At 74.3% G+C, this 24,336-nt stretch carries 27 protein-coding genes; 9 read left to right on the forward strand and 18 right to left on the reverse strand.

Annotated elements, in window-relative coordinates:
• Positions 1 to 22: 22 nt before the first annotated feature.
• The 8 genes from ACPYN7_RS07925 to ACPYN7_RS07960 all read right to left on the reverse strand — a co-directional run bounded on the left by ACPYN7_RS07925 (position 23) and on the right by ACPYN7_RS07960 (position 7,749).
• Positions 23 to 634 (reverse strand): energy-coupling factor transporter transmembrane component T family protein, encoded by a 612-nt coding sequence (locus tag ACPYN7_RS07925; protein WP_424347276.1) that lies wholly within the window; start codon positions 632 to 634, stop codon positions 23 to 25.
• Positions 631 to 1,368, reverse strand: coding sequence for an energy-coupling factor ABC transporter ATP-binding protein (locus ACPYN7_RS07930; protein WP_424347277.1), 738 nt, complete (start codon positions 1,366 to 1,368; stop codon positions 631 to 633). Before ACPYN7_RS07930 ends, ACPYN7_RS07925 begins: the two co-directional genes overlap by 4 nt.
• Positions 1,369 to 1,371: 3 nt before the next feature.
• The gene (locus ACPYN7_RS07935) at positions 1,372 to 1,995 is read right to left on the reverse strand and encodes a biotin transporter BioY (RefSeq protein ID WP_424347278.1); all 624 of its coding nucleotides are present in this window, start codon (positions 1,993 to 1,995) and stop codon (positions 1,372 to 1,374) included.
• A 10-nt stretch (positions 1,996 to 2,005) separates the two neighbouring features.
• Positions 2,006 to 3,451 carry an AI-2E family transporter gene (locus tag ACPYN7_RS07940; RefSeq protein ID WP_082697188.1) on the reverse strand — a complete coding sequence of 482 codons (1,446 nt, stop codon included), beginning with the start codon at positions 3,449 to 3,451 and terminating at the stop codon, positions 2,006 to 2,008.
• Positions 3,452 to 3,582: 131 nt separating this feature from the next.
• The gene (locus ACPYN7_RS07945) at positions 3,583 to 4,677 is read right to left on the reverse strand and encodes a zinc-dependent alcohol dehydrogenase (RefSeq protein ID WP_424347279.1); all 1,095 of its coding nucleotides are present in this window, start codon (positions 4,675 to 4,677) and stop codon (positions 3,583 to 3,585) included.
• Positions 4,674 to 5,651, reverse strand: coding sequence for a Gfo/Idh/MocA family protein (locus ACPYN7_RS07950; RefSeq protein ID WP_424347280.1), 978 nt, complete (start codon positions 5,649 to 5,651; stop codon positions 4,674 to 4,676). The genes ACPYN7_RS07945 and ACPYN7_RS07950 overlap by 4 nt, the downstream gene beginning before the upstream one ends.
• Positions 5,648 to 6,787 carry a glycosyltransferase gene (locus ACPYN7_RS07955; protein ID WP_424347281.1) on the reverse strand — a complete coding sequence of 380 codons (1,140 nt, stop codon included), beginning with the start codon at positions 6,785 to 6,787 and terminating at the stop codon, positions 5,648 to 5,650. Before ACPYN7_RS07955 ends, ACPYN7_RS07950 begins: the two co-directional genes overlap by 4 nt.
• On the reverse strand, positions 6,784 to 7,749 hold the full coding sequence (locus ACPYN7_RS07960) for a glucosyl-3-phosphoglycerate synthase (RefSeq protein ID WP_424347282.1): 966 nt from the start codon (positions 7,747 to 7,749) through the stop codon (positions 6,784 to 6,786). Before ACPYN7_RS07960 ends, ACPYN7_RS07955 begins: the two co-directional genes overlap by 4 nt.
• A 165-nt stretch (positions 7,750 to 7,914) precedes the next feature.
• On the opposite strand from ACPYN7_RS07960, the gene ACPYN7_RS07965 reads away from it, so the two are divergent.
• A complete protein-coding gene (locus tag ACPYN7_RS07965; RefSeq protein ID WP_424347283.1) occupies positions 7,915 to 8,625 on the forward strand; it encodes a histidine phosphatase family protein in 711 nt (236 codons plus the stop codon).
• 99 nt (positions 8,626 to 8,724) lie between these two features.
• Positions 8,725 to 10,323: an ABC-F family ATP-binding cassette domain-containing protein gene (locus ACPYN7_RS07970; RefSeq protein ID WP_424347284.1), complete on the forward strand. Its 1,599-nt coding sequence runs from the start codon at positions 8,725 to 8,727 to the stop codon at positions 10,321 to 10,323.
• Between the two features lie 21 nt (positions 10,324 to 10,344).
• On the opposite strand, the gene ACPYN7_RS07975 is transcribed toward ACPYN7_RS07970, so the two are convergent.
• Genes ACPYN7_RS07975 through ACPYN7_RS07985 form a run of 3 tightly spaced genes read right to left on the reverse strand, consistent with a single transcriptional unit; the run spans position 10,345 to position 12,157 of the window.
• Positions 10,345 to 11,331, reverse strand: coding sequence for an SURF1 family protein (locus ACPYN7_RS07975; RefSeq protein WP_424347285.1), 987 nt, complete (start codon positions 11,329 to 11,331; stop codon positions 10,345 to 10,347).
• Positions 11,328 to 11,606 carry a hypothetical protein gene (locus ACPYN7_RS07980; protein ID WP_082697186.1) on the reverse strand — a complete coding sequence of 93 codons (279 nt, stop codon included), beginning with the start codon at positions 11,604 to 11,606 and terminating at the stop codon, positions 11,328 to 11,330. The genes ACPYN7_RS07975 and ACPYN7_RS07980 overlap by 4 nt, the downstream gene beginning before the upstream one ends.
• 56 nt (positions 11,607 to 11,662) lie before the next feature.
• Positions 11,663 to 12,157 (reverse strand): DUF3099 domain-containing protein, encoded by a 495-nt coding sequence (locus ACPYN7_RS07985; protein ID WP_424347286.1) that lies wholly within the window; start codon positions 12,155 to 12,157, stop codon positions 11,663 to 11,665.
• Between the two features lie 174 nt (positions 12,158 to 12,331).
• Between ACPYN7_RS07985 and ACPYN7_RS07990 the strand changes: the two genes are divergently transcribed.
• From ACPYN7_RS07990 to ACPYN7_RS08000, 3 genes are all read left to right on the forward strand, one after another.
• Positions 12,332 to 13,060, forward strand: coding sequence for a beta-ketoacyl-ACP reductase (locus tag ACPYN7_RS07990; protein ID WP_058875031.1), 729 nt, complete (start codon positions 12,332 to 12,334; stop codon positions 13,058 to 13,060).
• 44 nt (positions 13,061 to 13,104) lie between these two features.
• Positions 13,105 to 13,863 carry an SDR family oxidoreductase gene (locus tag ACPYN7_RS07995; RefSeq protein WP_424347287.1) on the forward strand — a complete coding sequence of 253 codons (759 nt, stop codon included), beginning with the start codon at positions 13,105 to 13,107 and terminating at the stop codon, positions 13,861 to 13,863.
• A 292-nt stretch (positions 13,864 to 14,155) separates the two neighbouring features.
• Positions 14,156 to 14,665: an SRPBCC domain-containing protein gene (locus ACPYN7_RS08000; RefSeq protein WP_368825441.1), complete on the forward strand. Its 510-nt coding sequence runs from the start codon at positions 14,156 to 14,158 to the stop codon at positions 14,663 to 14,665.
• 43 nt (positions 14,666 to 14,708) lie between these two features.
• On the opposite strand, the gene ACPYN7_RS08005 is transcribed toward ACPYN7_RS08000, so the two are convergent.
• Both ACPYN7_RS08005 and ACPYN7_RS08010 read right to left on the reverse strand, forming a co-directional pair.
• Complete coding sequence (locus tag ACPYN7_RS08005; protein WP_424347288.1) at positions 14,709 to 15,101, reverse strand: VOC family protein; 393 nt, start codon at positions 15,099 to 15,101, stop codon at positions 14,709 to 14,711.
• Positions 15,102 to 15,133: 32 nt separating this feature from the next.
• Positions 15,134 to 15,550, reverse strand: a complete 417-nt coding sequence (locus ACPYN7_RS08010) for a VOC family protein (protein ID WP_058875027.1) — start codon at positions 15,548 to 15,550, stop codon at positions 15,134 to 15,136.
• A gap of 106 nt (positions 15,551 to 15,656) precedes the next feature.
• Here ACPYN7_RS08010 and ACPYN7_RS08015 point away from each other — a divergent pair, with 106 nt between their 5' ends.
• Both ACPYN7_RS08015 and ACPYN7_RS08020 read left to right on the forward strand, forming a co-directional pair.
• Complete coding sequence (locus ACPYN7_RS08015; protein WP_231738427.1) at positions 15,657 to 16,211, forward strand: dihydrofolate reductase family protein; 555 nt, start codon at positions 15,657 to 15,659, stop codon at positions 16,209 to 16,211.
• Between the two features lie 111 nt (positions 16,212 to 16,322).
• The gene (locus ACPYN7_RS08020) at positions 16,323 to 17,747 is read left to right on the forward strand and encodes an FAD-binding oxidoreductase (RefSeq protein ID WP_424347289.1); all 1,425 of its coding nucleotides are present in this window, start codon (positions 16,323 to 16,325) and stop codon (positions 17,745 to 17,747) included.
• Positions 17,748 to 17,783: 36 nt separating this feature from the next.
• Here the strand turns inward: ACPYN7_RS08020 and ACPYN7_RS08025 are convergent, their stop codons facing one another.
• The 5 genes from ACPYN7_RS08025 to serB form a co-directional block, all read right to left on the reverse strand.
• Positions 17,784 to 18,542 carry an amidohydrolase family protein gene (locus ACPYN7_RS08025; protein WP_424347290.1) on the reverse strand — a complete coding sequence of 253 codons (759 nt, stop codon included), beginning with the start codon at positions 18,540 to 18,542 and terminating at the stop codon, positions 17,784 to 17,786.
• A gap of 114 nt (positions 18,543 to 18,656) precedes the next feature.
• On the reverse strand, positions 18,657 to 18,932 hold the full coding sequence (locus ACPYN7_RS08030; RefSeq protein ID WP_424347291.1) for a hypothetical protein: 276 nt from the start codon (positions 18,930 to 18,932) through the stop codon (positions 18,657 to 18,659).
• A 42-nt stretch (positions 18,933 to 18,974) separates the two neighbouring features.
• A complete protein-coding gene (locus tag ACPYN7_RS08035) occupies positions 18,975 to 19,640 on the reverse strand; it encodes a response regulator (RefSeq protein WP_424347292.1) in 666 nt (221 codons plus the stop codon).
• Complete coding sequence (locus tag ACPYN7_RS08040) at positions 19,637 to 21,430, reverse strand: ATP-binding protein (protein WP_424347293.1); 1,794 nt, start codon at positions 21,428 to 21,430, stop codon at positions 19,637 to 19,639. Before ACPYN7_RS08040 ends, ACPYN7_RS08035 begins: the two co-directional genes overlap by 4 nt.
• A 157-nt stretch (positions 21,431 to 21,587) precedes the next feature.
• On the reverse strand, positions 21,588 to 22,517 hold the full coding sequence (gene serB, locus ACPYN7_RS08045; RefSeq protein WP_424347294.1) for a phosphoserine phosphatase SerB: 930 nt from the start codon (positions 22,515 to 22,517) through the stop codon (positions 21,588 to 21,590).
• A gap of 91 nt (positions 22,518 to 22,608) precedes the next feature.
• Between serB and ACPYN7_RS08050 the strand changes: the two genes are divergently transcribed.
• Both ACPYN7_RS08050 and ACPYN7_RS08055 read left to right on the forward strand, forming a co-directional pair.
• Positions 22,609 to 23,394 carry an ABC transporter ATP-binding protein gene (locus ACPYN7_RS08050; protein ID WP_058875021.1) on the forward strand — a complete coding sequence of 262 codons (786 nt, stop codon included), beginning with the start codon at positions 22,609 to 22,611 and terminating at the stop codon, positions 23,392 to 23,394.
• Between the two features lie 104 nt (positions 23,395 to 23,498).
• Complete coding sequence (locus ACPYN7_RS08055; protein ID WP_424347346.1) at positions 23,499 to 24,335, forward strand: sulfite exporter TauE/SafE family protein; 837 nt, start codon at positions 23,499 to 23,501, stop codon at positions 24,333 to 24,335.
• The last annotated feature ends 1 nt before the right edge of the window (position 24,336 follow it).

The raw sequence follows: 24,336 nt of genomic DNA on the forward strand, positions 1-24,336 counted from the left end.
GATCATGGTCGCGGCGCTGCGTTCAGTCGAAGCCGCGGGCGGCGAGGGCCTGGCCGGTGCGCTCGGCGTAGGCGACCGTGGCGATCACCGCCGGGGTGACCAGCCGCACGGGATTAGGACGCAGGCCACGGGCCCGCACGGCGTCCCGGAGCTCGCCCACGGCCCCCACGATGAAGGGGATCGAGCGCAGCATCAGGGAGATCGCCAGGCCGATGCGCTCAGGGTCCGCCCCGACCAGCCGCACCGGCGAGCACAGCCACACCACGCCGTCGAGCAGCTCCGGCAGGGGCGTGGTGTGCATCAGCACCCGGGTGACCACGAGGAAGACGACGATGGTCAGCACCACGTCCGCGGCCTGGGCCGCCCCGGCGGTGAGCACATGGTAGACGGCCAGGAGGACCAGCACGGGCAGGGCCGGCGCGAGCCCGCGCCACCACTCCCGGGCGCCGATGCCCGCGGCGGAGCCCGCGACCAGCAGGACCACGGTCAGCGCGGTCGGCACCGGCCACGAGGGGGACAGCACCACGGCCAGGGTGACGGCGACGATGCCGAGGCCCTTCGCCCACAGCGGGGCGCGGTGCAGCGGACCCGTGCCGGGGGAGTAGCTGCCGAAGAGGTCCGGCCCCCGGCTCACGGGCGGAGCTCCTGCGGGAAGCCCTGGGCGCACCACTGCTCGTAGGCCGGCAGGACAGCCTCGGGCGGACCGTCCGCGACGAGGCCCCCTTCGTGCAGGACCAGTACGCGGGGTGCGGTCGCGGCCAGGCCGAGGTCGTGCGTGGCGATGACCAGCTGGTGCGGGAGGCCGTCGAGCAGCCGGATGAGCCGTCCCCGGTTGCGCAGGTCGAGCAGGGTCGTGGGCTCGTCGAGGACGAGCACCGCGGGCTCGACGGCCAGGACCGCCGCGAACGCCGCCAGCTGGCGCTCCCCGCCGGAGAGGTCGTAGATGCTGTGCTCGGCGCGGTGGCCGATGCCCACGCGCTCGAGCAGCTCGAGCGCGGCGCTCCGTCGTCGTCCCCGGGGCACGCCGGCCCCGCGCAGGGACAGCTCGACGTCCTCGACCGGGGTCGGCATCACCAGCTGGGAGAGTGGGTCGGTGAACACGAAGCCCACCTGCCGCCGGGCCGCGCGCACGTCCCGGGCCACGTCCGTGCCGTGCACGGTGACCGTGCCCGACGACGGGCGGGCCAGGCCGTTGAACAGCCGCAGGAGCGTGGACTTGCCGGACCCGTTGAGCCCGACCACGGCCACCCGCTGCTCGTCCAGGCGCACGTCCAGGTCCTTGAGCAGGGTCAGCTCACCGGAGGTGGTGGGGGCCGTGACGGTGACGCGGGAGCACACGAGGGGCGCGGCCCCGGGGGTACCGGGCACGGGTCAGCGCGTGCCCGCGATCCGGGGGAACGCCTTGTGCACGCCCACGGCGATGACCGCGGCGAGCACCACCTTGACGAGGTCGCCGGGCCAGAACACGAGGTCGGCGAGGAACGCGTCCTGGAAGGGCAGGCGCGCGTTGGCCACCAGGCCGAGGATCCCGCCGATCCGGATCACCACGAAACCGGCCAGGGCCGCGGCCACGAGCCGCAGGGTGTAGGCGCCGGTGCGCTCGTAGCGGGCGTTGGTGGCGCCGCCGTCGTTGGCGCGGCGGGACGGGATCAGCCACTGGGCCACGTAGCCGGCCGCGGCCGCGGCGAAGGGGAAGGCCAGGACGTAGCCCGCCGAGGGGCCGGCGAGCACGCCGAGCCCGCCGCGGAAGCCGGCGAAGACCGGGACGCCGATGAGGCCGACCAGGACGTAGAGCGCCACCGCGAGGAGCCCACGGGTCCCGCCCAGGACCAGCCCGGTCAGGAACACGGCGAGGGTCTGCAGGGTCAGGGGCACCCCGGCCGAGCCGAGGGGGATCCCGGGGAGCACGGACAGGGCGGCGGTGAGCGCCGCGAACACGGCGATGTTCGCGAGGTCCTCGGCGGTGATGGCGCGGCGGCGTTCGACGTTGGTCATGGCTCCCAGACTAGGGCTTGCGGGCACCGGCGGCGGAACCGGTGCCCTTTCCGTCGGCGGGCCGGTCGCCGTCGTCGTCCTGCCGGGCGGCGTCGCGCTCCGTGGACCCGAAGCGGCCGCCCAGGGTCTGCTGGTAGCGCATCCGCTGGTACCGCCAGCGCTCGGCCATCGTGGCCTTGGACTCGACGCGGTCCGCGGGGTTCACGGGGTCCGGTCCGAGCACCGGGTCGTCGCCGACCTGGTAGCGGCTGGACCAGACCTGGATGACGGCCCAGGCGACGGCGGTGTACGGCACGGCCAGGATGGCGCCGAAGATGCCGCCGACCAGGGTGCCGACGGTCAGCGCGAGCAGCACCATGAGCGCGTGCAGGCTGAGCGTGCGGCCCATAACCACGGGCTGGAGGATGTTGCCCTCGATCTGGTTCACCACGATGATCCAGCCGACCACGGCCAGGGCGATGACCGGGCCGTTGGTCACGAGTGCGACGAGGGCCGCGATGATTCCCGCGACGGTCGCCCCGACCACGGGGATGAAAGCAGTGACGAACACGAGCACCGCCAGCGGCACGGCCAGCGGCACACCGAAGACCAGCAGGAACGCGCCGATGAGCACGGCGTCCACGAGGGCGACGAAGGCGGTGCCGCGGACGTAGCCGCCGAGGACCTGCGCGCCGCGGTCCACGGACTCGGCCAGCTTGGCCCGGCGCTCGCCGCGGAACCAGCGCAGCGCGAAGTTCCACATCTTCTCCCCGTCCTTGAGGAAGAAGAAGAGGATGACGATCATCAGGACGAGCCCGGTGACGAACGAGGCCGCTGCGGAGAGCCCGCTCAGGGCACTGCCGGCGAAGCTGCCGCTGGTGACGAAGTCGGTGGCCCGGCGCACGGCGGAGTCGATGCTGGCCGTGTCCAGGGGAAGCGGTGTGGACTCCAGGAGCCGGCGCAGCTCGTTCCAGCCCTCCGAGGCCTGCGAGGTCAGGGTGTCCCACTGGTTGCGCACCGTGAGCACGATGCCCGTGATCACGCCGCCGAGCAGCAGGAGGATGCCGAGGAACGCCGTGAGGGTCGCCAGCAGGTTCGACCAGCCCTTGCGCTCGAGCCACTTCACGACCGGCCCCACCGCGGAGGCGAGGATCAGGGCGACCATCGCGGCGATGACCACGACCTTGATCCGCAGCAGGATCCAGACGAGTCCGACCACCACGGCGGCCACGAGCAGCGTCTGGGCGGCGCGGGAACCGGCCCGGCCCAGCGAGTCCGCCCACGGCCCGACCGCGGGGGCCAGCGCCTGGGTGGTCTCCTCGAAGCCGGCCGGCTCGACCCCGGGGCCCGTCGCGGGGACCGTGCTGGTGCCGGGGTCGAGCTTGCCGCCGAGGACGCTCTCGGCGTGCAGCGGGGCGGCCGACGAGCCTCCGCCGGAGTGCTGAGGAGGATGTTCCGGTCGGGACGACGTGGCCATGCAGGGCTCCTCGGGGAAGGTGGCGGTCGGGGGTGCGGTCGTGCGACGACGACGGCGCTCGCCCCAACCCTAAGGCGGCTGTCGGAAGGGTGTCCACCGGACGGCGGCGCCCGGAGCCGCATCGGGACCGGTCAGGAGCGGCCGTCCACCTCGAACACGGCGGTCAGGACGTGCCGGCGGCGGGCCGCGACGTCGTGCATCAGCGCCGGGGCGTCGTCGAAGCCCACCACGTCGCTGATGAGGTGCTCCCGGACCTCCCCGGCGTGGGCGTCCAGGAGCCGGATCGTCTCCGCGGAGAGCCGGGCGCGGTCCCAGGTGTGGGCCAGCCCGCGCGGCACCCGCCCGATCTGCGCGCAGCGCAGGCTCAGCCCGTTGTGGTGGAACTCCTCGCCCAGCCGCACCGCGTCCGCGCCCTCGGTGTAGAACGCCAGGTCGATCACGCTGCCCTGGGGTCGGACCGCCCGCAGCGCGGCGTGCAGGGCCCCGGGCTTGCCGCGGCACTGGAACACCACGTCCGCCCCGTGCTCGCCCGGGCCGTGGCGCCAGCGGGTCTTGAGCACCCGCCCCGGATCGTCGTCGAGGTCCAGGGGGAGGAAGCCCAGGCGTTCCGCGACCGCCCGCCGGCGCGGGTCGGAGTCGGCCACGGCCACCTCCCGGGCCCCGAGCGCGCGGGCGAACAGCCCGGTGACCAGGCCCACGGGGCCGGCCCCGGTGACGAGGACGAGCCGTCCGGCCACCCCGTCGCCCAGCCCGCGCACCGGCCCGGCGTCGGCGGCCGCGTGCAGCAGCCCGTTGGCGCAGATGGGGCCGAAGTGGGCCACGAAGACGCCCAGCAGCGGGTCGAGCGCGGCGGGCAGCGGCACGAGGTGCTCGCTCAGGGGATCGGCGACGTGGGCGGTGGCGTGGCCGTAGGCGGTGGCGAGGACGTCGCCGGCCCGGAAGGCGGGGGTGCGGGACTCCGCCACCCGGGCGACCTCCATGTAGCCCAGCCGGCGCACGGGATAGCCCTGCTCGGGGACGCCGGAGCGGAACAGGCCCAGCTCGGTGTCGTGCCGGGAGTGCAGCCCGGGGTGGTCCCCCTTGACGAAGGCCAGCTCCGTGCCCGCCGACAGGCCGGTGACCAGGGTCTCCAGGAGCAGCCCGCCCTCCGGCACCCCCGGCAGTTCCTCCTCGGCGATCTCGATCCGGCCGCGGGCGGGGACCACGAGGTTGCGCCGGGCGCTCATCCGCGGTCCTCCAGGGGGACCGCCCGGCCCGTCCGGGCCGACTGCGCGATGGCGCAGGCGAGCCGGTGCGTGCGCAGCGCCTCGCCGTAGGGCGCCCGGGTGGCCTCCCGCTCACCGCGCACCGCCTCCAGGAACTCGCGGTCCACCGCGATCCTCGGGTCCTCCGCCGGGGCATGCTCGGTGCGCTCCGCCGGCCAGAAGGCCGTCAGCCCCTCCTCGGCGAGCTCGAGGACCAGGCCGCGGCTGACCGTGTGCAGCGCGGCGCGGTGCTTGACGGCCAGCGCGGAGGTCGCCGCGAGGGTCGCCACGGCCCCGGAGCGGAAGCGCACGGTGGCAGCAGTGGCGTCGTCCACGTCGCCGTCCTCCGGGCCCGTGCCGTCCGGGGTGCCGCGGACCCCGGCGGCGTAGACCTCGACGGCCTCGCCCAGCAGGAACCGGGCCGTGTCCAGCACGTGCGTCAGCTGCTCGACGACCTGCCCGCCCGACCGGTCCGTCCGGGCCCACCACGGCACCGGCGGGCGCTTGTCCAGCCAGTAGCCGTTGGCCAGCAGCGGCGGGGCGTCCGCGAGCAGGTCCCGGGCCAGCACGGCGGTGTCCAGGCAGCGCCAGTGGTAGCCGGTGCCCGTGACGACCCCGGTCTCCTCGACCAGCCGGCCGATGCCCTCGGCGACGTCCAGGCCCAGCCCCACGGGCTTCTCCACGAACAGCGCCTTGCCGCGCTCGAGCGCGGCGTGCTCGGCCGGCCCGTGGGCGAACGGGGGCACGCAGACGTAGACGGCGTCGGCCTCCACCGCGTCGAGGGCCTGCTGCGGGTCGGTGAAGCACGGGACGTCGAGCTCGGCGGCGAGGGCCTCGGCGGCGGGCCGGTGCGCGTCGGTCACGCTGACCACGCGGGCGCCGCCCAGCCGGTGCAGCACGTCGACGTGGCGCCGGGCCACGGAGCCGGCCCCCACGAGGGCGATCCTGAGCGTCATGCGGGGTTCTCCTCCAGCAGCCGGTGGTACAGGTCCAGGTAGCTCCGGGCCATGCCCGCCGGCGTCCACTGCTCGGCGGCCTCCCGGCAGGCCTGCGGGTCCAGGCGGTCCAGCTCGTGCAGGTGCCGGACCAGCTCGTCCTCCTCCGCGGCCAGGAAGCCCGTCCGCCCGTGCTCGACGAGCGAGGGCAGCACCCCGCGCGGCGTCCCGACGACGGGCACGCCGCGGGCCAGCGCCTCGACGACGCCGGTGGCGCCCGGCTCGGCCCAGCGGATGGGGCACAGCAGCGCCCGGGACGAGCGCAGCAGCCGTTCCTTGCGCTCGCCGGCCACACCGCCCACCCAGGTCACCGCCGCGCCGTCGACCAGGGGCCGCACCTCGTCCAGCCAGTACCGGACGTCCGGGTGGGCGCGCAGCGCCTCGTCGCCGTCGGCGAGCCGGCGCTCCAGCTCCTGCGGGTCGTCGATCCCGGCGACGGGGCCGGCCAGGACGAGGGGCACCCCCGCCCGGCGGCAGACCCGGGCCGCCACGTCCTGCGCCTTGTCGGCGGTGATCCGCGCCAGGACCAGCACGTGCTCGCCCGGGGCCGCCTGCACCTCGAGCGGCGGCGGCGCCGCCAGCGGGACCACGCCCATCGTCTGCCGGCGCAGAGCGGCGGGGGCCCGCTCGAGCTGGGAGGCGGAGACCGCGGCGAAGCGCACGCGCCCGCGGCCGTCGAAGGCGGAGTAGAACTCCGGGTGCTTGCGCAGGTCCCAGTGCAGGGTCTGCAGGGTCGGCGGGGCGGCCGTCCCCATGGCGCCGAGCACGGACGGGCCCACGACCTCCAGGTGGTCGTGCACCACGTCCCAGCGGTCCCGGTCCCGCAGGGCGTCCACGAGGCCCTGCATGTGGGCGTGGGCGATGCCCGAGACCCGGTTGTAGGGCATCGCGATGGAGCGGAACGCCGGCTCCGGCAGGGGCCGCAGGTGCTCGTCCGCCTCGAGGGTGCTGGGCCCGACGGTGGCCAGCGTGACGTGCGCCCCCGCCCGCCGCAGCTCCGGCACCAGGGTGGCGACCACCGTCTCGATCCCGCCGTAGCCGGACGGCGGCACGGGCAGCCAGGGGCCCGCGTTCACGAGCACCCGCAGCCCGCTCATGCGACGCGGACCGGCTGCGCCCGGTACTCGGGCACCTCCGCCATCGGCGGGCGCTCGCGGACGATGATCTCGTGGGTCTCGGCCAGGAAGCGTTCTCCCTGCCGCAGGAACTGGGTGAGGTGCCCGCTCTCGCCCGCGACCGGCGCCTCGCAGCGCAGCCGCGCCTGGACCGTGAGCTGGATCTGGGCGGCCATCCGGGCCAGGGCCGCGTCCGGGGAGTTGCGGTGCGAGCGCACGCCGAGGTCCACCTGGGCCATGGCGTCCAGGCCCACGGCCTCCAGGACGTCGATGAGCATCGCGATCTCCACCCCGTACCCGGAGACGAAGGGCACCCGTTCCAGCAGCTCCCGGCGCCCGGCGTACTCCCCGGCCAGCGGCTGGACGAGGCCCGCCAACTGCGGCCAGAACAGGTTGAGCAGCGGCCGGGCCACGAGCTCCGTGACCCGTCCGCCGCCGGCGGGCAGGACGGTGGTGCCGTCCTGCAGCGGGCGGTCGTAGCAGCTCTTCACGAACTGCACCCCGGGCTCGGTCAGCAGCGGGCCCAGCAGCCCCACGGCGAACTGCGGGTCGAACTCCCGCAGATCCGCGTCGACGAACGCGAGCACGTCCCCGGTGGTCACGGCCAGGGACTTCCACAGCGCCTCGCCCTTGCCGGGGACGTTGCCGTGGGCGGGCAGGATCTCGTCCTGCCGGTGGACCCTGGCACCGGCCGCCGCGGCGACCGCCCCGGTGCCGTCCGTCGAGTCCGAGTCGATGACGACCAGCTCGTCGATCAGCGCCACGTCCTCCATGAGCTCGCGCCGCAGGGCGGCGACGATCCGGCCCACGGTCTCGGCCTCGTTGCGGGCCGGCAGCACCACGCTGACCGTGGTCCCGCGCTTGCGGCGGCACAGCTGCTCCGCGGACCACTGCCTGCGGTGGTAGCTGCGGGCGGCGAACCACTCCTGGACGTCCTGTCGCATGCTGCTCGCTTCCGAGGATGAGGAATACTGGAAGGTGACTGATCAGTTGCCGTCGGACACTACCGAGCGACGGGCCCGGCGAGAAGAGGCGGCGAGGAGTCGCTCGAATGTGTCGCGGCCGCCGGGCCGCCGGGCCGGCGGCCGTGACGTCGAGGAGAGGCAGGGATGGACCAGCTGGGAAGCTCCCGGACACCGGCGCGCCGCCGCCTGGTGCTGTGGCGCCACGGGCGCACGGCGTGGAACGTCGAGAACCGCGCCCAAGGACAGGCCGACATCCCGCTCGACCCCGTCGGGCGCGGGCAGGCCCGCGCCGCCGCCCCGGCGCTGGCCTCCTTCGAGCCGGCGTTCGTGTGGTCGAGCGATCTGCAGCGGGCCCGGCACACCGCCCGGGAGCTCGCGTCCCTGACCGGGCTCGAGGTGCGGCTGGACGCCCGGCTGCGCGAGTACGACGTGGGCATCCGCCAGGGCACCACCTTCGCCGAGTTCCGCGAGAGCCACCCCGAGGTCTACGCCCGGTTCTTCTCCCAGGAGGACTACCGGGTGCCCGGCGCCGAGCTGCCCTCCGAGGTCGACGAGCGGATGTCCGCCGTGCTCGCCGACGCCGTCGCGGCGCTCGACGAGGGCCGCACCGGCGTGCTGGTGGGCCACGGCGCGGCCCTGCGCAGCGGACTGGCGGCCTTCCTCGGGGTCCCGCCCCGGCTGCGGGACATGTTCGCCGGGATGGCCAACTGCGCGTGGACCGTGCTGCAGGAGCACCCGCACCGCGGCTGGCAGGTCGCCGACTACAACGCCCGCACCCTCCCGGGCGTCTCCTCGGCGCTCGCGGACGAGATGCCGGCCCACCACGTGAGCAAGAACGCGGAACCGGCCGGCTGATCGGGGTGCCGCCGCGGAACGCGGACCGGTAGGATGGACAGGTTGCCCGGTCAGGGCGCCCACCCCTCTCTCCGCACTCCCTTCCGAAAGGCCTCCTCCGTGATCACTGTCCAGAACCTCGAACTGCGTGCCGGTGCGCGGCTGCTCATGGACGAGGTCAACTTCCGCGTGGACAGGGGGGACAAGATCGGCCTCGTCGGCCGCAACGGCGCCGGGAAGACGACGATGACCAAGGTCCTCGCGGGGGAGACCCTGCCCGCGGCGGGGACGGTCACGCGCACCGGGGCCATCGGCTACCTCCCGCAGGACCCGAAGGTCGACGACATGGACCAGCTGGCCCGTGACCGCATCCTCTCGGCCCGCAACCTCGCGGGCGTCGTCGCCCGCCTGCGCCAGGCCGAGCAGGACATGGCCTCCGAGGACGAGGCCGTGCGCAACAAGGCCATGCGCGGCTACGACCGGCTCGAGTCGGAGTTCCTCGCCGGCGGCGGCTACGCCGCGGAGTCCGAGGCCGCGACGATCACGTCCAACCTGGACCTGCCCGAGCGCATCCTCGGCCAGCCGCTGCGCACGCTCTCCGGCGGTCAGCGCCGCCGCGTGGAGCTGGCGCGCATCCTGTTCTCGGACGCCGACATCATGCTCCTCGACGAGCCCACCAACCACCTGGACGCCGACTCCGTGGTGTGGCTGCGGGACTTCCTGAAGAACTTCGCGGGCGGTCTGCTGGTGATCAGCCACGACGTGGAGCTGATGGAGATGGTGGTCAACAAGGTCCTGTACCTGGACGCCAACCGCTGCGTCATCGACCTGTACAACATGGGCTGGAAGAACTACCTGCTCCAGCGCGAGCAGGACGCCCACCGCCGCAAGCGCGAGTACGCCAACGCGGAGAAGAAGGCCACCGCCCTGATGGACCAGGCCAACAAGATGCGCGCCAAGGCCAGCAAGGCCGTGGCCGCCCAGCAGATGATCAAGCGCGCCGAGCGGCTCATGAACGGGCTCGAGGGCGAGCGGCAGGCGGACAAGGTCGCGAACATCCGCTTCCCGAAGCCCGCGGACTGCGGCAAGACCCCGCTGACCGCCCGGGACCTGTCCAAGTCCTACGGCTCGCTCGAGATCTTCAACGACGTGGACCTGGCCATCGACCGCGGCTCCCGGGTGGTCATCCTCGGGTTCAACGGCGCCGGCAAGACCACGCTGCTGCGGATGCTCGCGGGCGAGGCCCAGCCGGACACCGGCGAGGTGGTCCCCGGGCACGGGCTCAAGCTCGGCTACTTCGCCCAGGAGCACGACACCCTGGACCCGGACCGGACGGTGCTGGAGAACATGCGCTCCGCGGCCCCCGACCTCGCCGACACGGAGGTGCGCAACGTCCTGGGCTCCTTCCTGTTCCAGGGCGACGACGTCTCCAAGCCCGCCGGGGTGCTCTCCGGCGGGGAGAAGACCCGCCTGGCGCTGGCGACCCTCGTGGCCTCCTCCGCCAACGTGCTGCTGCTCGACGAGCCGACCAACAACCTGGACCCGGCCTCCCGCCGGGAGATCCTCAACGCGCTGCGCACCTACGAGGGCGCGGTCGTGCTCGTCTCCCACGACGAGGGCGCGGTCGAGGCGCTGGACCCCGAGCGCGTGGTGATCCTGCCCGACGGCACCGAGGACCTGTGGAGCCAGGAGTACCAGGACCTCATCTCCCTGGCCTGAGCCGGGCGGCGCCGCCCGGGCTCAGTCGCGGGCGGCGGTGGTGCGCTCGCGCTCCAGGGCGTCCAGGAGGGCGTCCTCCTCGTCCTCCCACGTGGGGCGGGAGCGCTTGCGCTGCGGCTTGGGCCGCATGAGCGACTTGAGGTGGGCCGGCATGTCGTCGGCCATCTCCATCTGACGCACCACGAGCTCCTCGTCGCCCTCGCCGATGTAGTTGCCCTCCGCGTCGTAGAACCGCGAGAGCCGGCGCTCCATCTCCTCGGCGTACTGGCGGTCCCAGGCGTCGTTGCGGGCCTGCTGGCGGGCGGCGTAGCCGTAGGCCACGAAGAACAGGGCCGCGAACGCGTACCACTGCAGCGAGTAGGACAGGTGCGGCCCGGAGTCGATCTCCGGCTCGGGGGCCGGGGCCGGGGCCACCGGGGGCGCCGGGTCCTCGGCGAAGACCTCGCCGTAGGCCTCCGTGCCGACCGGCACGCCCCAGCGCTCGCGCAGCTCCTCGAGGTCGATCGAGGCGATCTGCCCCGCCGGGGCGCCGCGGCTGACGGCCGGCTCCCCGGGCTGGAGGCGGGCGGTGACCGTCACCTCGCCGGTGGGCGGGGCGGGCACGGCGTCCGGCATCCCGTTGGCCGCCTCGCCGGTGGGGATCCAGCCGCGGTCGAGGACCACCACGTCCCCGTCCTGGGTGCGGAACGGGACGAGGACCTCGTAGCCGACGCGTCCGTCCTGCGGCCGGTTGCGGACCAGGACCTGGTCCTCCGGCAGGTAGCGGCCGGTCAGCCGCACGGGGTGCCAGGTGAGGCGCTCGTCGTGGGCGGCGAACTGCGCGGCGGCCTCGGCACCGGTGAGGGGCTCGGCGCGGTAGTTCTGCGTGATCTTGGTGTTCTCGCCGACGAGGTGCTCGTTGCGGTCCATCTGCCAGCCGCCCAGATACACGGAGAGCACGGCGGCGGCGCAGGCGAGGAGGAAGAAGCCCAGCCACTTGCCGCTGAGCAGGAAGCGGTAGTCGTTCATCCCCGCGGCTCCTGTGCGGGGCCCGCGCCGTCCAGCGGCACGGTATCCTTCCAGAAGCCGCGCGCGCCGAGGAACTGCTCGAGGTCGCCGCGGTGCTCCGGGCACGCCAGCCAGATCTTGCGCCGCTCCGGGTCGTGCAGGCGCGGATTGTTCCAGCGGATCTGCCACGCGGCGTCCGCGCGGCAGCCCTTGCGCGAGCACTGGGGGGTGTCGGGCCCCGCCGGGGGAGTGTCGGCGCCTCGCGGGGACAGCGATCCGAGCAGGTCGAACTCCACGGCGGTCGTGCTCCTCAGGGTCTGCGGTCGGGGTCCCGGGACGGCCGGCGGCGGGCTCAGGCCGCGCCGCGGCGCCGGGTGGTGTCGTCCTCGACAGTAGCGGAGGAAGCCGGGTCCCCGCTGGGAGCGGCCGTGCTCCCGGTGCCCGGCGGGGTGGTGCCGTCCTCCCCGTGGCCGGGCACGAACTCGCCCTCCAGGACGAAGCCGATCGCGAGCGGCTCCGCCGGCGGCGCCGGTTCGGGGGCGGCCGCCAGCGCGGGCGCGCCCGGCGGCTCGTAGTAGTGGCTGGTCCGGGTGGAGCGGTCGTTGCTGTTGGCCAGCAGGACCGCCATCCAGGGCAGGATCGCCACGCCCAGGATCGCGACGCCGCGGACCCAGATGTTGTCCACCACCACGAACACGACGAGGCACACGATGCGCAGGCCCATCTGGATGCTGTAGACCTTCATCCGGTGGCCCATGTCCTGGGTGTGCGGCTCGGCGGTGGCGGTGATGGAGTGGACGTCGTCCTGGCCGGCGGTCTCGCCGGTCGTGAGATAGCGCTTGCTCATGGTCCTCCCAACAGACGATCAATTGTCTCACCGGGGTCCGACATCGCGAAGACCGTCCCCGGGTGCCACCGGCGGCCCGCCCGCCCCGACCGGTACCATTGGGGGGATCTCCGCGCGGGCCCCCGATCCTCGCCCGCCGCCGTCCGGCGACCCACGACCGAAAGGCCCTTCCCCATGGCAGACGAGCAGCGCAGCCCGGCACCCCGCACCGTCCTCGTGACCGGCGGCAACCGCGGGATCGGACGGGCCATCGCGCAGGCGTTCCGTGACGCCGGTGACCACGTGGCCGTCACCTACCGCTCCGGCGAGGCGCCCGAGGGCTTCTTCGCGGTGCAGGCCGACGTCACCGACTCCGCCTCGATCGACGCCGCCTACAAGGCCGTGGAGGCCGAGTTCGGTCCGGTCGAGGTGGTCGTGGCCAACGCCGGGATCACGCGGGACACCCTGCTGCTGCGGATGAAGGAGCAGGACTTCCAGGACGTCGTGGACACGAACCTCACCGGGGCGTTCCGCGTGGTGCAGCGCGCCGCCAAGGGCTTCATGCGCCTCAAGCGCGGGCGCGTGGTCCTCATCTCCTCCGTGGTCGGGCTCTACGGCTCGCCCGGACAGGTCAACTACGCCGCGTCCAAGGCCGGACTGGTCGGCATCGCCCGCTCCATCACCCGTGAGCTGGGCGGGCGCAACGTGACCGCCAACGTCGTCGCCCCCGGGTTCATCAACACCGAGATGACCGCGGCCCTGCCCGAGGACACCCAGAAGGACTACCTCGCCTCCATCCCCGCCGGCCGCTTCGCCGAGCCGGAGGAGGTCGCCGCCGTGGTGCGCTGGATCGCCTCCGACGAGGCGAAGTACATCTCCGGCGCCGTCATCCCCGTGGACGGCGGCCTCGGCATGGGCCACTGAGCCCCGCCACCCTCGATCCCCGCACGTTCCACCGAAGGAGCACCATGAGTTCACTTGCAGGCAAGACCGCGGTCGTCACCGGGTCCTCGCGCGGCGTCGGCGCCGACACCGCCAAGCTGCTGGCCGCCCAGGGCGCCAACGTCGTCGTCAACTACCGGCAGAAGGCGCCCCGCGCCAACAAGGTCGTCAAGGAGATCGAGGCGGCCGGCGGGAAGGCCGTCGCCGTGCAGGCCGACATGACGCAGCCCGAGGACGTCCGCAACCTCTTCGCCCGGGCCGTGGAGGCCTTCGGCGGGGTGGACGTGCTCGTGCTCAACGCCTCCGGCGGCATGGAGACGGACCTCGGCGAGGACTACGCCCTCAAGCTCAACCGGGACGCGCAGGCCGACACCCTCACCGCGGGCCTCGAGCACCTGCCCGAGGGCGGGCGCGTGGTCTTCGTGACCAGCCACCAGGCGCACTTCATCAACGACGTCGAGACCATGCCCGAGTACGTGGAGGTCGCGCGGTCCAAGCGCGCCGGCGAGGACGCCCTCACCGCCCGCATCCCTGAGCTGACCGATAAGGGCATCACCTTCGTGGTGGTCTCCGGCGACATGATCGAGGGCACCGTGACCGCGACCCTGCTCAACCGGGCCCGCCCGGGAGCGCTCGAGGAGCGGCGCGAGGCCGCCGGCAAGCTCTACTCCGTGCAGGAGTTCGCCGAGGAGATCGCCCGGATGGTCACCGCGGACGTCCCCACGGGGCACGTCGAGCTCGTCGGCGGCGCCGACGACTTCCTGGCGAAGGCCGGGCGCAAGTAGACCGGCGACGACGGCGGGGCGGGCACCTTCCCGGGTGGCCGCCCCGCCGTCGCCGCTTCCCGCCGACCGCGTCGCCGTGGAGCGGCGCGCGTGCCGGGGCGCACGACCGGTCCGCAGTGCCGGTCCGCAGTGCCGGTTCCCGGGGCCGGCTCCTGCTCGCCGGTGCGGAACCGACCGCAATGTGACGCCGCCCACCGGCCGCAGGTGCTATTGATGGACCACACGGCGCGGGGCCGTCGGCGCCTCGGCCACGAGCACCTCCGCGCGGTGCGGAGCCGAGCGAGGAGCCACCATGACCCCACGGCCCACAGGACGACTCGATCCGGGCGGCCACCTCGTGCTCGCCCGCACGTTCCGGGCCTCGGCCGAGGAGATCTGGGCCGCGGTGACGGACGCCGAGCGGCTCGCCCGCTGGTACGGGACGTGGCGCGGGGACCCGGCCTCGGGCCGGGTCGAGCTGCTCATGACCGCCGAGGACTGGGACCGGCCCGAGCCCCTGCTGATCCGCCGGTGCGAGCCGCCGCAGCACCTGGCGCTCACGCTCGGCACGGCGGCCGACGCCTGGCGCGTGGACCTCGACGTCGTGGACTACGGCGGGACGACCGTCCTGCAGCTCACCCACCGGTATCCCGACCCCGACGAGGTGGAGTCGGTCGGGCCCGGCTGGGAGTACTACCTGGACCGGCTGGTCGCCGCCGAGACCGGGGGCAGCCCGGACGCCGTCGACTTCGCACGCGACTACCACCCCGCGATGTCCGGGCACTACCGGCCGCTCGCCGAGCAGCTGCGGGCCCGGGCCTGACCGCGGCCGGCGCGCTCGGGGCCCGCGCTCACCCCCGGGTCCCTCACCCGGGGGTCGGGCTCGCGATCTGGATGAGGTTGCCGCACGTGTCGTCGAGCACCGCGGTGGTGTACGGACCGGCGACCGTGGGCTCCTGGACGAAGTGCACGCCGCGCTCGCGCAGGCGCTCGTACTCCGCCTGCACGTCCTTGACGCCGAAGCTGGTGAACGGGATGCCGTCGGCCACGAGCGCGGCCTTGAACGGCCCCACGGCGGGGTGCTCCGAGGGCTCGAGCACCAGCTCGACGCCCTCGGGCGCCTGGGGCGAGACCACGGTGAGCCACCGGGCGCCACCGGCGGGGATGTCGTGCTTGACCATGAAGCCGAGCTTGCCGGTGTAGAACAGCAGGGCCTGCTGCTGGTCGTCGACGAAGACGCTGGTGTGGGTGATCCGCATGGGACGGTCCTCCTCGGGTCGGACGGGGTCGTTCAGGAGTCGGCGCCGCCGACGCTGAACATCCAGTGGGTGCCGAAGCGGTCGGTGCACATCCCGAACAGGCCGCCCCAGGGCGCCTCCTCGAGCGGCATCGTGACGGTCCCGCCCGCGGTCAGCGTCTCCCACCAGCCGCGCATCAGGGCCTCGTCGTCGCCGCTCAGGGAGACCGCGACGTTGTCCCCGACCGTCAGCGCCATGCTGTCCGGGGTGTCGGAGGCCATCAGGACCATGCCGGCGTCCGTGGTGAGCATCGCGTGCATGACCTTGTCCTGCTCCGCGGGGTCGTCGCTGGCCCCGTACTCGCTGAAGCGGCTCACCGACAGCTCCCCGCCGAACACGGAGCGGTAGAACGTCATCGCCTCCTCGGCGGTGTCCCGGAACGAGAGGTAGGGATTGAGCAGCATGGGCATGGTCCGGCCTCCGCGTCGATCGGTCGATGTCCTCATCATGGCCCCGTCCGTGCCGCGGGGGAAGAGTCCCTGGGAAGCCGCCGCCGGGGTGCGTAACCTGGTGCGCATGAGCAGAACGCAGTACTACGTGGCGGCCAGCGCCGACGGGTACATCGCCGACCGGGAGAACCACCTCGACTGGTTGCTGCAGTACGGTTTCGAGGCCTACCAGGAGCACTACGACGCCTTCCTGGCCGACGTCGGGGCGCTCGCGATGGGGGCGAGCACGTACGAGTTCGTGCTCGGCCAGGGGGACTGGGCCTACGGCGACCTGCCGGTGTGGGTGTTCACCCACCGGGAGCTGCCGAGGATCGAGGGCGCGAACCTGCTCTTCGTCAGCGGGCCCGTGACGCTGCACGCCGAGGCGCTGACGGCCTCCGCGGGCGGGCGGAACCTGTGGGTGGTGGGCGGTGGCCGGCTCGCGGCCCAGTTCGCGGACGCCGGGCTGCTCGACGAGCTGTGGCTGACGTACATGCCCGTCGTCCTGGGCGGAGGCCACCCGGTGCTGCCGACCGAGGCCGCGCGCGACCTGCGGCTGCAGCGCACCACCCACTTCGAGGGCGGCGCCGTGGAGCTGCGCTACGTGCTGCAGGGCCCGGACCGGCAGGTGTGGCCCGAGTAGGCGCGACTTCTTGCCGGTCCCGGCACCGCGGACTACACTTCCCGCCACGGCACCGGCGGCCGATCCGCCGCTCCACCGGGGCCCGAAGGCCCCTCGTCGCAGGAACCCGCCATGAGCACCCAGAGCCCGGTCACGGGTGACCGCGCACGCGACCGAGCCCTGCGCCAGTTCGCGGAGCACCTCACCGGGGTCCTCATCGGACCGCAGGACCCCGGGTACGACGACGCACGACGGCTGTGGAACGGAATGGTCGACGTCCGTCCCCGCGCTGTCGCCCGCGCCGGGGCCGTCGCCGACGTCGACCCCTGCCTGGCCGCCGCCCGGCGCACCGGCCTGCCGCTGGCCGTGCGCGGCGGCGGGCACAGCATCGCCGGGCACAGCACGGTCGCGGACGGCCTCGTTCTGGACCTCGGCGGCCTGACCGGCGTGGCGGTGGATCCCGTCGCGCGCCTCGTGACCGCCCAGCCGGGAGCCACCCTCGCCCACGTGGACCGGGCGACCGCCCCGCACGGCCTCGCCGTGCCGCTCGGCGTGGTCGGCGGCACCGGGGTCGCCGGGCTCACGCTCGGCGGCGGCATCGGGTGGCTGACTCGCACCCACGGCCTGACCCTCGACAACCTGGTCTCCGCGGAGGTCGTCACCGCCGCGGGGGAGCACCTGCACGTCGACCGGACCGAGCACCCGGACCTCTTCTGGGGACTGCGCGGCGGGGGCGGCAACTTCGGCGTGGTCACCTCCTTCGCGCTCCGGGCCCACCCGCTGGCGTCCCCCGTCCTGGCGGGTGGCCTCGTCTACCGCCGCCCGAAGTGGGAGCGGGCGCTCGCGGCCTTCGAGGCGTGGACGCGGGAGCTCCCGGACGAGATGAACACCATCGTGTCCTTCGTGGTCCTCCCGCCGGAGTACGGGCTCGGGCACGAGGTGCTCATGACCGTCGGTCTCGCCTGGGCCTCGCCGCAGCACGGGCGCGGCCTGGAGCTCGTCGAGCGGCTGCGCGCGGCGGCGCCGCCCGACCTGGAGACCGTGGGCCCGGTGCCCTGGACCTCCTGGCAGACCGCGAAGGACCCGGTCTTCCCGGTGGGCTCCCGGGGGTACTGGAAGAACGTGGCCTTCAGCCGGCTGGACGAGGAGGTCGTCGCCGCCCTGGTGGCCGTGGCCTCGGAGATCACCTGGGTGGGCAGCGGCATCAACCTGCACTGCCTCCGCGGCGCCTTCGGCCGGGTGCCCGAGGACGCGACGGCGTGGCCCAGCCGGGCCGCACGGTTCTGGCTGAACGTCTTCGGCTTCTGGCGCGACCCGGCCTTCGACGTCCGGCTCACGGCGTACGCCCGGCGGGTGCACGCGGCCCTGGGGCCGTTCGCGGAGCAGGGCCAGTACGTCAATTTCCTGGGGGCGGAGCAGGGCGGCGACCCGGGGGCGGCGGCGCGGGAGGCCTACGGGCGCGCCAAGCACGAGCGGCTGGTCGAGCTGAAGAACCGCTACGACCCGGACAACGTGTTCCGCGGCAACCACAACGTCGTCCCGACGTCGTCCCGCTGATCCCGGCCGGGGTCCGGGGCCCGTGGTGCCGGGCGGTCAGACCGCCGCGGAGGCGCGCGGCAGCCCGTACCAGGCGGCCGCGTTGTCGTGCAGCACGGACGCCGCGGCCTCCGCGCCCAGGGTCTGCACGACCAGGCCGACGTCCTCGTCCCGGAACGGGCGCTCCGCCCGGGTGCTGGGCAGGTCGGTGCCGAAGAGCAGCGCCGACGGGTCGGCGGCGTGGATCCGGCGCAGCGCGTCCGGCACGTCGAGGTCGACGCGGCCGAAGCCGGTGGCCTTGACCTTCACCCCGTGCCCGACGAGCTCGAGCAGCAGGGGCAGCCCGGCCGCGCTCATGCCGAGATGGTCCACGCCCGTCCGCGGCAGCCGCCGCAGCACGGGGGCGAGGTGCTCCAGGGCCGCGGCGTCCAGGTAGAACTCGGCGTGCCACCCGGCGAGCTCGTGCACCCGCCGGGCCAGCCGCTCGATGCCGGCGGGGTCCGCGTCCGTGCCGCGGCGGAGGGCGAAGCGCACGGCCCGCACCCCGGCCCGGTGGAGCTCGCGCACCTGCTCGTCCGTGACGCCGGGCGGCAGTTGGGTCACCCCGGCGAAGCCCGGGCCGAGCTCCGCCAGCGCCGCGCGGAGGAAGGCCTGGTCGTGGCCCTGGAACGAGCCGCTCACCACCGCCCCGCCCACCACGCCCAGTCCCCGGACCCGCCGCCGGTAGTCCTCGGCCGTGAAGCACGGGGGCACGTAGCCCTGGTTCGGCACCAGGGGGAACCGCGGGTCGATCACGTGCAGGTGGGCGTCGATCACGTGTCGTCCTCCTCGGCTCGCCGCGAGGTCGTCCGCCGGGAGCGGAGCGCTGCTGCCACGGAGTCGACCCTACGCGGGGGCCACGGGGCGCAGGGGGCGCGGCGGGCCGTGCGGTCACTCCTCGTACGGGGGCCACAGGCTGGTCCCCAGCCTGACTTCCAGGCGGGCGACCGTGTACCCGTCCGGCCAGACGTGACCGTCCAGGATCCGCGACAGCGCGGTGTGGTCGACGCCGGCGAGCGCCCCGACCTCGCGCAGGGGCCGGGAGCCCACGGCCGCCCGCAGGTTCACCGCGAACAGCCTCGCCCGTTCCGCCACCGGGTCGTCGCAGATCTCGTCCGGCCAGGAGAGGCAGTGGTCCTGTGGTTCCGGTCGTACCCTGCTGGCCATGGCGTGCAGTCTAGGGACCGGCCCTGAGCATGAACCTGGTGCTCAGGGAGCGGGCGGACCGTAGCGGTGCTCGGGGCGGCCGGTGCTCCCGTAGCGGAGCTGGATCTCGACCGAGCCGTCCTCGGCCAGCGCGGAGAGGTAGCGCTGGGCGGTGGCCCGGGAGATGCCGACCTTGCGGGCGATCTCCGCGGCCGGGAGCGGGGCCCCGGGCTCCAGGGCCGCCAGGACGGAGGCCTCCGTCGCGGACCGGGTGCGCTCGCCGGGGGAGGAGGTCTCGCCGGGGTGCAGGGCGTGCAGGGCGCGGTCCACGGTCTCCTGCGTCAGCGCGTCCCGGTCGGCGAGCAACCGGCGGTACCGGGCGTAGGCCCGCAGGGTGCGGGCCAGCCGCTCGTTCGGGAACGGCTTGATGAGATAGGCCAGGGCGCCGCGGCGGACGGCGGTCCGCACGGAGGCGGGGTCGGCCGCCGCGGTGAGCATGATGACGTCGACGTCGAGGGCCCGGAGCAGGTCCAGCCCGAGCGCGTCCGGCAGGTAGACGTCCAGCAGGACGAGGTCGGGCTGGTGGGCGTGGACGGTGCGCATGGCCTGCTCGGCGGTGCCCACGGGGGTGAGCGCGGTGAAGCCCGGCACGGCGTTCACGAAGCCCGCGTGCAGCCGGCCCACGTGGAAGTCGTCGTCGACCACGAGGACCACCAGGTCGTCGCTCATCCTGCACCTCCTGCTGCGCCGGCGGACGGTTCCCCGCGGACGTCGGCCACGGGCTCGCGGACCACGGTACCGGGCAGGCGGGCGCAGAAGACGGCTCCCGGCCCGCCGGGGTGGCCCGGATCGGCCACCCACACGTCCCCGCCGCGCCGGCGGGCCAGCTCCCGGCTCAGGGACAGCCCGAAGCCCTGGCCGTGGACGTCGGGCAGCACGTCGAAGCGCGCTCCGCCGCCGTCCCCGGAGCCGCCGGACGGGACGGCGGTGGACCAGCCCTGGGCGAAGATCGGCTCGGGGTCCGGCACGGGCAGTCCGTCGCCGGAGTCGGCCACCACGAGGTGCAGCGTGCCCTCCCCGCCGGTCCAGTCGTCGAGCAGCTCGACCTCGACCCAGCGCTCCTCCGTCGCGCCCTGGACCGCGGCGCGGACGGCGTTGTCCACGAGACTGCCGATCACGGTGGTGACGTCCTGCGGGTCCGTGATCCGGCCGCGGACCAGGGTGTCCGCGCCGATGCGCAGGCTCACGCCGCGCTCGGCCGCCTCGACGCTCTTGGCCCCGAGGAAAGCCTGCAGATAGGGGTCCCGCAGCAGCTCGGCCCGCTCGGCCGGATAGCTCAGGGGCCCGGTCTCGGTCACCTCGGACACGTACCGGCGGGCCTCCTCGGCGTCGCCGATCGCCAGCAGCCCGGAGATGGTGTGCAGCCGGTTGGCGAACTCGTGGCGCTGGGCGCGCAGGGCGGTGCTGAGAGCTCCGACGGCGTCGAGCTGGCGGGTCAGGGACTGCAGCTCGGTGCGGTCCCTGACCAGCACCACCCAGCCGAGCGGGGGCGATCCCGGGCCGGCGGGCCGGACGGCGCGGGCCGAGAGGATGAGCACGTGCCGTCCGACGACCTGCTCCACCGCGGGGGAGGCGGGGGTCGCCGCGGCGAGCAGGGCGGCGAAGGACGCCGGCAGCCCCGCCTCGGCCAGCGGGGTCCCCACCAGCCGGGAGGGCTCCGCCACGCCCAGCAGCCGTGCGGCCTCGGCGTTGACCACCGTGATGCGGTGCTCGGGCGAGACGCCGATGACGCCCTCGTCGACCCCGCGCAGCACCGCCTCCTGGTCCTGGGCGAGCGCGACGATCTCCTCGGGCTCCAGACCGAGGGTGAGCCGCTTGAGCCGGCGCGCGATCGCCGCGGAGGCGGCCGCGCCGAGGCCCAGGGCGCCGAGGGCGGTGGCCGCCACGGGAGTGATGTCCTGCCGGAGGCTGGCCAGCACGTCCTCGCGGGAGATCCCCACGCTCACCGCGCCCACCACCGCCGAGTCCGAGCCGGGGGCGTACACCGGGACCTTGGCCCGGGCCGAGTGGCCCAGGGTGCCGCGCTCCTGGCTGGTGACCTCCCGCCCGGCCAGCGCCTCGGTGGGGTCCGTGCTCACGGGCAGGCCCAGCAGCTCGGGGGTGGGGTGGGAGAGCCGGAGCCCGCTGTCGTCGGTGATCACCACGAAGAGGGACTCCGTGCGGCGGCGGACCTCCTCGGCGGAGGACTGCAGGGAACCCCGGGCCAGCACGTCCGGGTCGAGGTCCTCGGGGCCGGCCGGGGCCAGGTCGGCCACGCCCGCGCGGACGTCGTCGGTGGCGGCCACGGCCCGGGCGATGGACAGGGCCTGGTGCTCGGCGTCCCGGCCCAGGCGCTCGTAGGTCAGCCAGCCGTAGACGCCCCCGCACAGGGCCACGACGACCGTCACCACGGCGAGGTGCAGCAGCATCATCCGGGCCAGGAAGCCGGGGCGCTGCCGGAGCGCACCGGGTACCGTCACTGTCTCTCCTCGGGGCCGGGCGTGGTCTCGTGCGCGACCGCCGCGTGTGCTGCACCCCACTCTACGGGCCGGGGTGCGGCCCGGGTCCCGACCCCGATGGTCCTCCCGGGCGGCCCCGGGCGGCGACCCCGGGTGCGGGGGCGGAGGCCCCGGCGGGTCAGAGGTCCGCGAAGAAGCGGACGGCGTCCAGGTTCGGCAGGTTGATCTGGGCGTCGGCGGCCGCGCGCAGGGCGGGCTTGGCGTTGAAGGCCACGCCGAGTCCGGCGGCCGTGACCATGTCGATGTCGTTGGCGCCGTCGCCCACGGCGATGACGTCCTCGGGGGCGACGCCCAGCTCCCCGGCCCAGGTCCGCAGGCTGCGCTCCTTGACGGTGCGGTCCACGACCTCCCCGAGCACCCTGCCGGTGAGCTTCCCGTCGGCGACCTCCAGCGTGTTGGCGGTGTGCCGGGTGAGCCGCAGCCGTTCCGCGAGCGGGGTGAGGACCTCCAGGAAGCCTCCCGAGACGGCCGCCACGGCGTGCCCCTCCCGCAGGAACGCCTTGACGAGCACGTCCGCGCCGGGGGAGAGCCGCACGGCGGCCGAGACCTCGTCGAGCACGGACGCGGGCAGCCCCGCGAGGGCCTCGACCCGCGCGTGCAGGGACTGGGCGAAGTCCAGCTCCCCGCGCATGGCCGCCTCGGTCACGGCGGCGACCTCCGCCTCGCGCCCCGCGTGGGCCGCGAGCATGTCGACGACCTCCTGCTGGATCAGCGTGGAGTCCACGTCCATGACGAGCAGCTTCTTGCGCTCCGGGTCGAACAGGGTGGTCGGCACCACGTTGACGTCCACCCCCGGCAGCATCTGCTCCAGCGGGTCCGGGCGCAGGGCCGCGAGCAGGGCGGTGGCGTCCGATCCGGCCACGTGGGCGGTGAAGGCGTTGTAGCCGGGGACCCCCGAGTCGTGCCCGGCGGAGCCGGGACCGGTGACCCGCACGCCGGAGAACCGCTCGACCTCGGCGCCGGCGTCCTGCACCAGGGCGAGGATGCGCTCACGGGCCTCCGGGTCCGGATTCTGGGCGAACGCGATCACGGCGAGGTGGGTGGTCATGCGGCCAGTGTATCCGGGCCCCCGGACGCACCGGCCCGACGACGGGCGCCGGGGCGGGAACCGCCGCCGCCGGTGCCCTACAGTGGCCGGTATGAGTGCTGTGGTGGAGATGGTGGACGTCAGTGTGGTCCGTGGCCGGAAGACGCTGCTGGAGTCCGTGGACTGGGTCGTCAACGAGGGCGAGCGGTGGGTCGTGCTGGGCCCCAACGGGGCCGGCAAGACCACGCTGCTGTCCATCGCCGCCGCCCGGCTGCACCCCACCCGGGGAATGGTGGACATCCTCGACGAGATCCTCGGCGCGGTGGACGTCTTCGAGCTGCGCCCCCGGATCGGCCTGAGCTCCACGGTGCTCGCCGCCCAGATCCCCGAGGCGGAGACCGTGCGCAACTGCGTGGTCACGGCCGCCTACGGCGTGACCGGGCGGTGGATCGAGAGCTACGACGACGCCGACGAGGCCCAGGCGCAGGAGCTCATGGCCGCGTGGGGCATCGACCACCTGGCCGAGCGCCGGTTCGGGTCCCTGTCCGAGGGGGAGCGCAAGCGCGTGCTCGTCGCCCGGGCCCTGATGACCGACCCCGAGCTGCTGCTCCTGGACGAGCCGGCGGCCGGCCTCGACGTGGGCGGCCGGGAGGACCTGGTGGCACGGCTGGACGAGCTGGCCCGGGACGAGGCGTCCCCGGCCGTCGTCATGGTCACCCACCACCTGGAGGAGGTGCCCGACGCCTTCACCCACGCGCTGCTGCTGCGCGAGGGACGGGTGGTCGCCTCCGGGCCCGTCCGCCAGGTCATGACGCAGAAGAACCTCTCCGAGACGTTCGGGCTGCCCCTCAAGCTCGTGCAGGTCGGCAACCGCTACGCGGCGTTCGCCCGGTCCTGACCTGCTCCGTGGCCGCGTTCCCCTCCGTGCTCCTGTCCGCGCCCCCGCTCGTGCCCCGGTCCGCGGGCGGCGCCGGCGAGTTCGTCACCGGTCTCCTCGCCGACCTGCCCTTCGAGGGCTGGCAGGTGGGCCTGATCCTCCTCGCGGGGGTGTGGGCCGGACTCATCAACACCATCGTGGGCTCCGGGACCCTCGTGACCTTCCCCGTGCTGGTCACCATGGGCGTGCCGCCGGTGACCGCCTCGATGTCCAACGCGATGGGCCTGATCGCCGGCAACCTCACGGGCGCCTGGCACTACCGCCACGAGCTCAAGGGCGTCGAGCGGACCCTCCTGAAGCTCGTGCCGTTCTCGGTGGCCGGCGGCGTCATCGGGGCGGCGCTGCTGCTGCACCTGCCCGAGTCCGTGTTCGGATACGCGGCGCCGGCCCTGATCGTCGTCGCCCTCCTGTTCGTGATCTTCCAGCCGCGGCTCCAGGCGCTGGTGCGCCGCCGCAAGGACAACCAGGCCGAGGCCGCCGCCGCGGCGGCGCGGGCGCGCGGGGAGACCCCGAGGCCCCTCGACCCGGACCGGGCACCGCAGCCGGCGTCCCTGTACGCCCTGGTCTTCCTGGCCGGCGTCTACGGCGGCTACTTCGTGGCCGCCCAGGGAGTGCTCCTGCTCGGCATCCTCGGCGTGTTCCTGCTCGCCTCCCTGCAGGCCGCCAACGCCGTCAAGGTGGTGCTCGTGGCCCTCGTCAACATCGTGGCCGCGGTCTCCTACGTCCTGTTCGCCCTCGACCGGATCAACTGGTGGGTCGTGCTGCTCATCGCCGTGAGCTCCACCGCGGGCTCCTGGGCCGGCGCCAAGATCGGCCGCCGGCTCTCCCCGGTGGTGCTGCGCACCGTGATCGTGGTGCTGGGCGTCGTGGCCCTCGTCAACCTGGTGTCCCGGCTGATCTGAG

This window comes from Kocuria sp. CH-021 (assembly GCF_049716185.1).
In the GTDB taxonomy this organism is placed as follows: Bacteria; Actinomycetota; Actinomycetes; order Actinomycetales; family Micrococcaceae; genus Kocuria; species Kocuria cellulosilytica.

What these genes read in the sequence shown, in the direction of transcription:
- ACPYN7_RS08030 (WP_424347291.1), bottom strand. Translation starts at nt 18,932, where the DNA reads ATGGCCAGCAGGGTACGACCGGAACCACAGGACCACTGCCTCTCCTGG.
- ACPYN7_RS07955 (WP_424347281.1), bottom strand. Translation starts at nt 6,787, where the DNA reads ATGAGCGGGCTGCGGGTGCTCGTGAACGCGGGCCCCTGGCTGCCCGTG.
- ACPYN7_RS08000 (WP_368825441.1), top strand. Translation starts at nt 14,156, where the DNA reads ATGACCCCACGGCCCACAGGACGACTCGATCCGGGCGGCCACCTCGTG.
- ACPYN7_RS07960 (WP_424347282.1), bottom strand. Translation starts at nt 7,749, where the DNA reads ATGCGACAGGACGTCCAGGAGTGGTTCGCCGCCCGCAGCTACCACCGC.
- ACPYN7_RS08010 (WP_058875027.1), bottom strand. Translation starts at nt 15,550, where the DNA reads ATGCCCATGCTGCTCAATCCCTACCTCTCGTTCCGGGACACCGCCGAG.
- ACPYN7_RS07965 (WP_424347283.1), top strand. Translation starts at nt 7,915, where the DNA reads ATGGACCAGCTGGGAAGCTCCCGGACACCGGCGCGCCGCCGCCTGGTG.
- ACPYN7_RS08035 (WP_424347292.1), bottom strand. Translation starts at nt 19,640, where the DNA reads ATGAGCGACGACCTGGTGGTCCTCGTGGTCGACGACGACTTCCACGTG.
- ACPYN7_RS08005 (WP_424347288.1), bottom strand. Translation starts at nt 15,101, where the DNA reads ATGCGGATCACCCACACCAGCGTCTTCGTCGACGACCAGCAGCAGGCC.
- ACPYN7_RS07975 (WP_424347285.1), bottom strand. Translation starts at nt 11,331, where the DNA reads ATGAACGACTACCGCTTCCTGCTCAGCGGCAAGTGGCTGGGCTTCTTC.
- ACPYN7_RS08050 (WP_058875021.1), top strand. Translation starts at nt 22,609, where the DNA reads ATGAGTGCTGTGGTGGAGATGGTGGACGTCAGTGTGGTCCGTGGCCGG.
- ACPYN7_RS07945 (WP_424347279.1), bottom strand. Translation starts at nt 4,677, where the DNA reads ATGAGCGCCCGGCGCAACCTCGTGGTCCCCGCCCGCGGCCGGATCGAG.
- ACPYN7_RS07950 (WP_424347280.1), bottom strand. Translation starts at nt 5,651, where the DNA reads ATGACGCTCAGGATCGCCCTCGTGGGGGCCGGCTCCGTGGCCCGGCGC.
- ACPYN7_RS08015 (WP_231738427.1), top strand. Translation starts at nt 15,657, where the DNA reads ATGAGCAGAACGCAGTACTACGTGGCGGCCAGCGCCGACGGGTACATC.
- ACPYN7_RS07995 (WP_424347287.1), top strand. Translation starts at nt 13,105, where the DNA reads ATGAGTTCACTTGCAGGCAAGACCGCGGTCGTCACCGGGTCCTCGCGC.
- serB (WP_424347294.1), bottom strand. Translation starts at nt 22,517, where the DNA reads ATGACCACCCACCTCGCCGTGATCGCGTTCGCCCAGAATCCGGACCCG.
- ACPYN7_RS07985 (WP_424347286.1), bottom strand. Translation starts at nt 12,157, where the DNA reads ATGAGCAAGCGCTATCTCACGACCGGCGAGACCGCCGGCCAGGACGAC.
- ACPYN7_RS07990 (WP_058875031.1), top strand. Translation starts at nt 12,332, where the DNA reads ATGGCAGACGAGCAGCGCAGCCCGGCACCCCGCACCGTCCTCGTGACC.
- ACPYN7_RS07940 (WP_082697188.1), bottom strand. Translation starts at nt 3,451, where the DNA reads ATGGCCACGTCGTCCCGACCGGAACATCCTCCTCAGCACTCCGGCGGA.
- ACPYN7_RS07935 (WP_424347278.1), bottom strand. Translation starts at nt 1,995, where the DNA reads ATGACCAACGTCGAACGCCGCCGCGCCATCACCGCCGAGGACCTCGCG.
- ACPYN7_RS08020 (WP_424347289.1), top strand. Translation starts at nt 16,323, where the DNA reads ATGAGCACCCAGAGCCCGGTCACGGGTGACCGCGCACGCGACCGAGCC.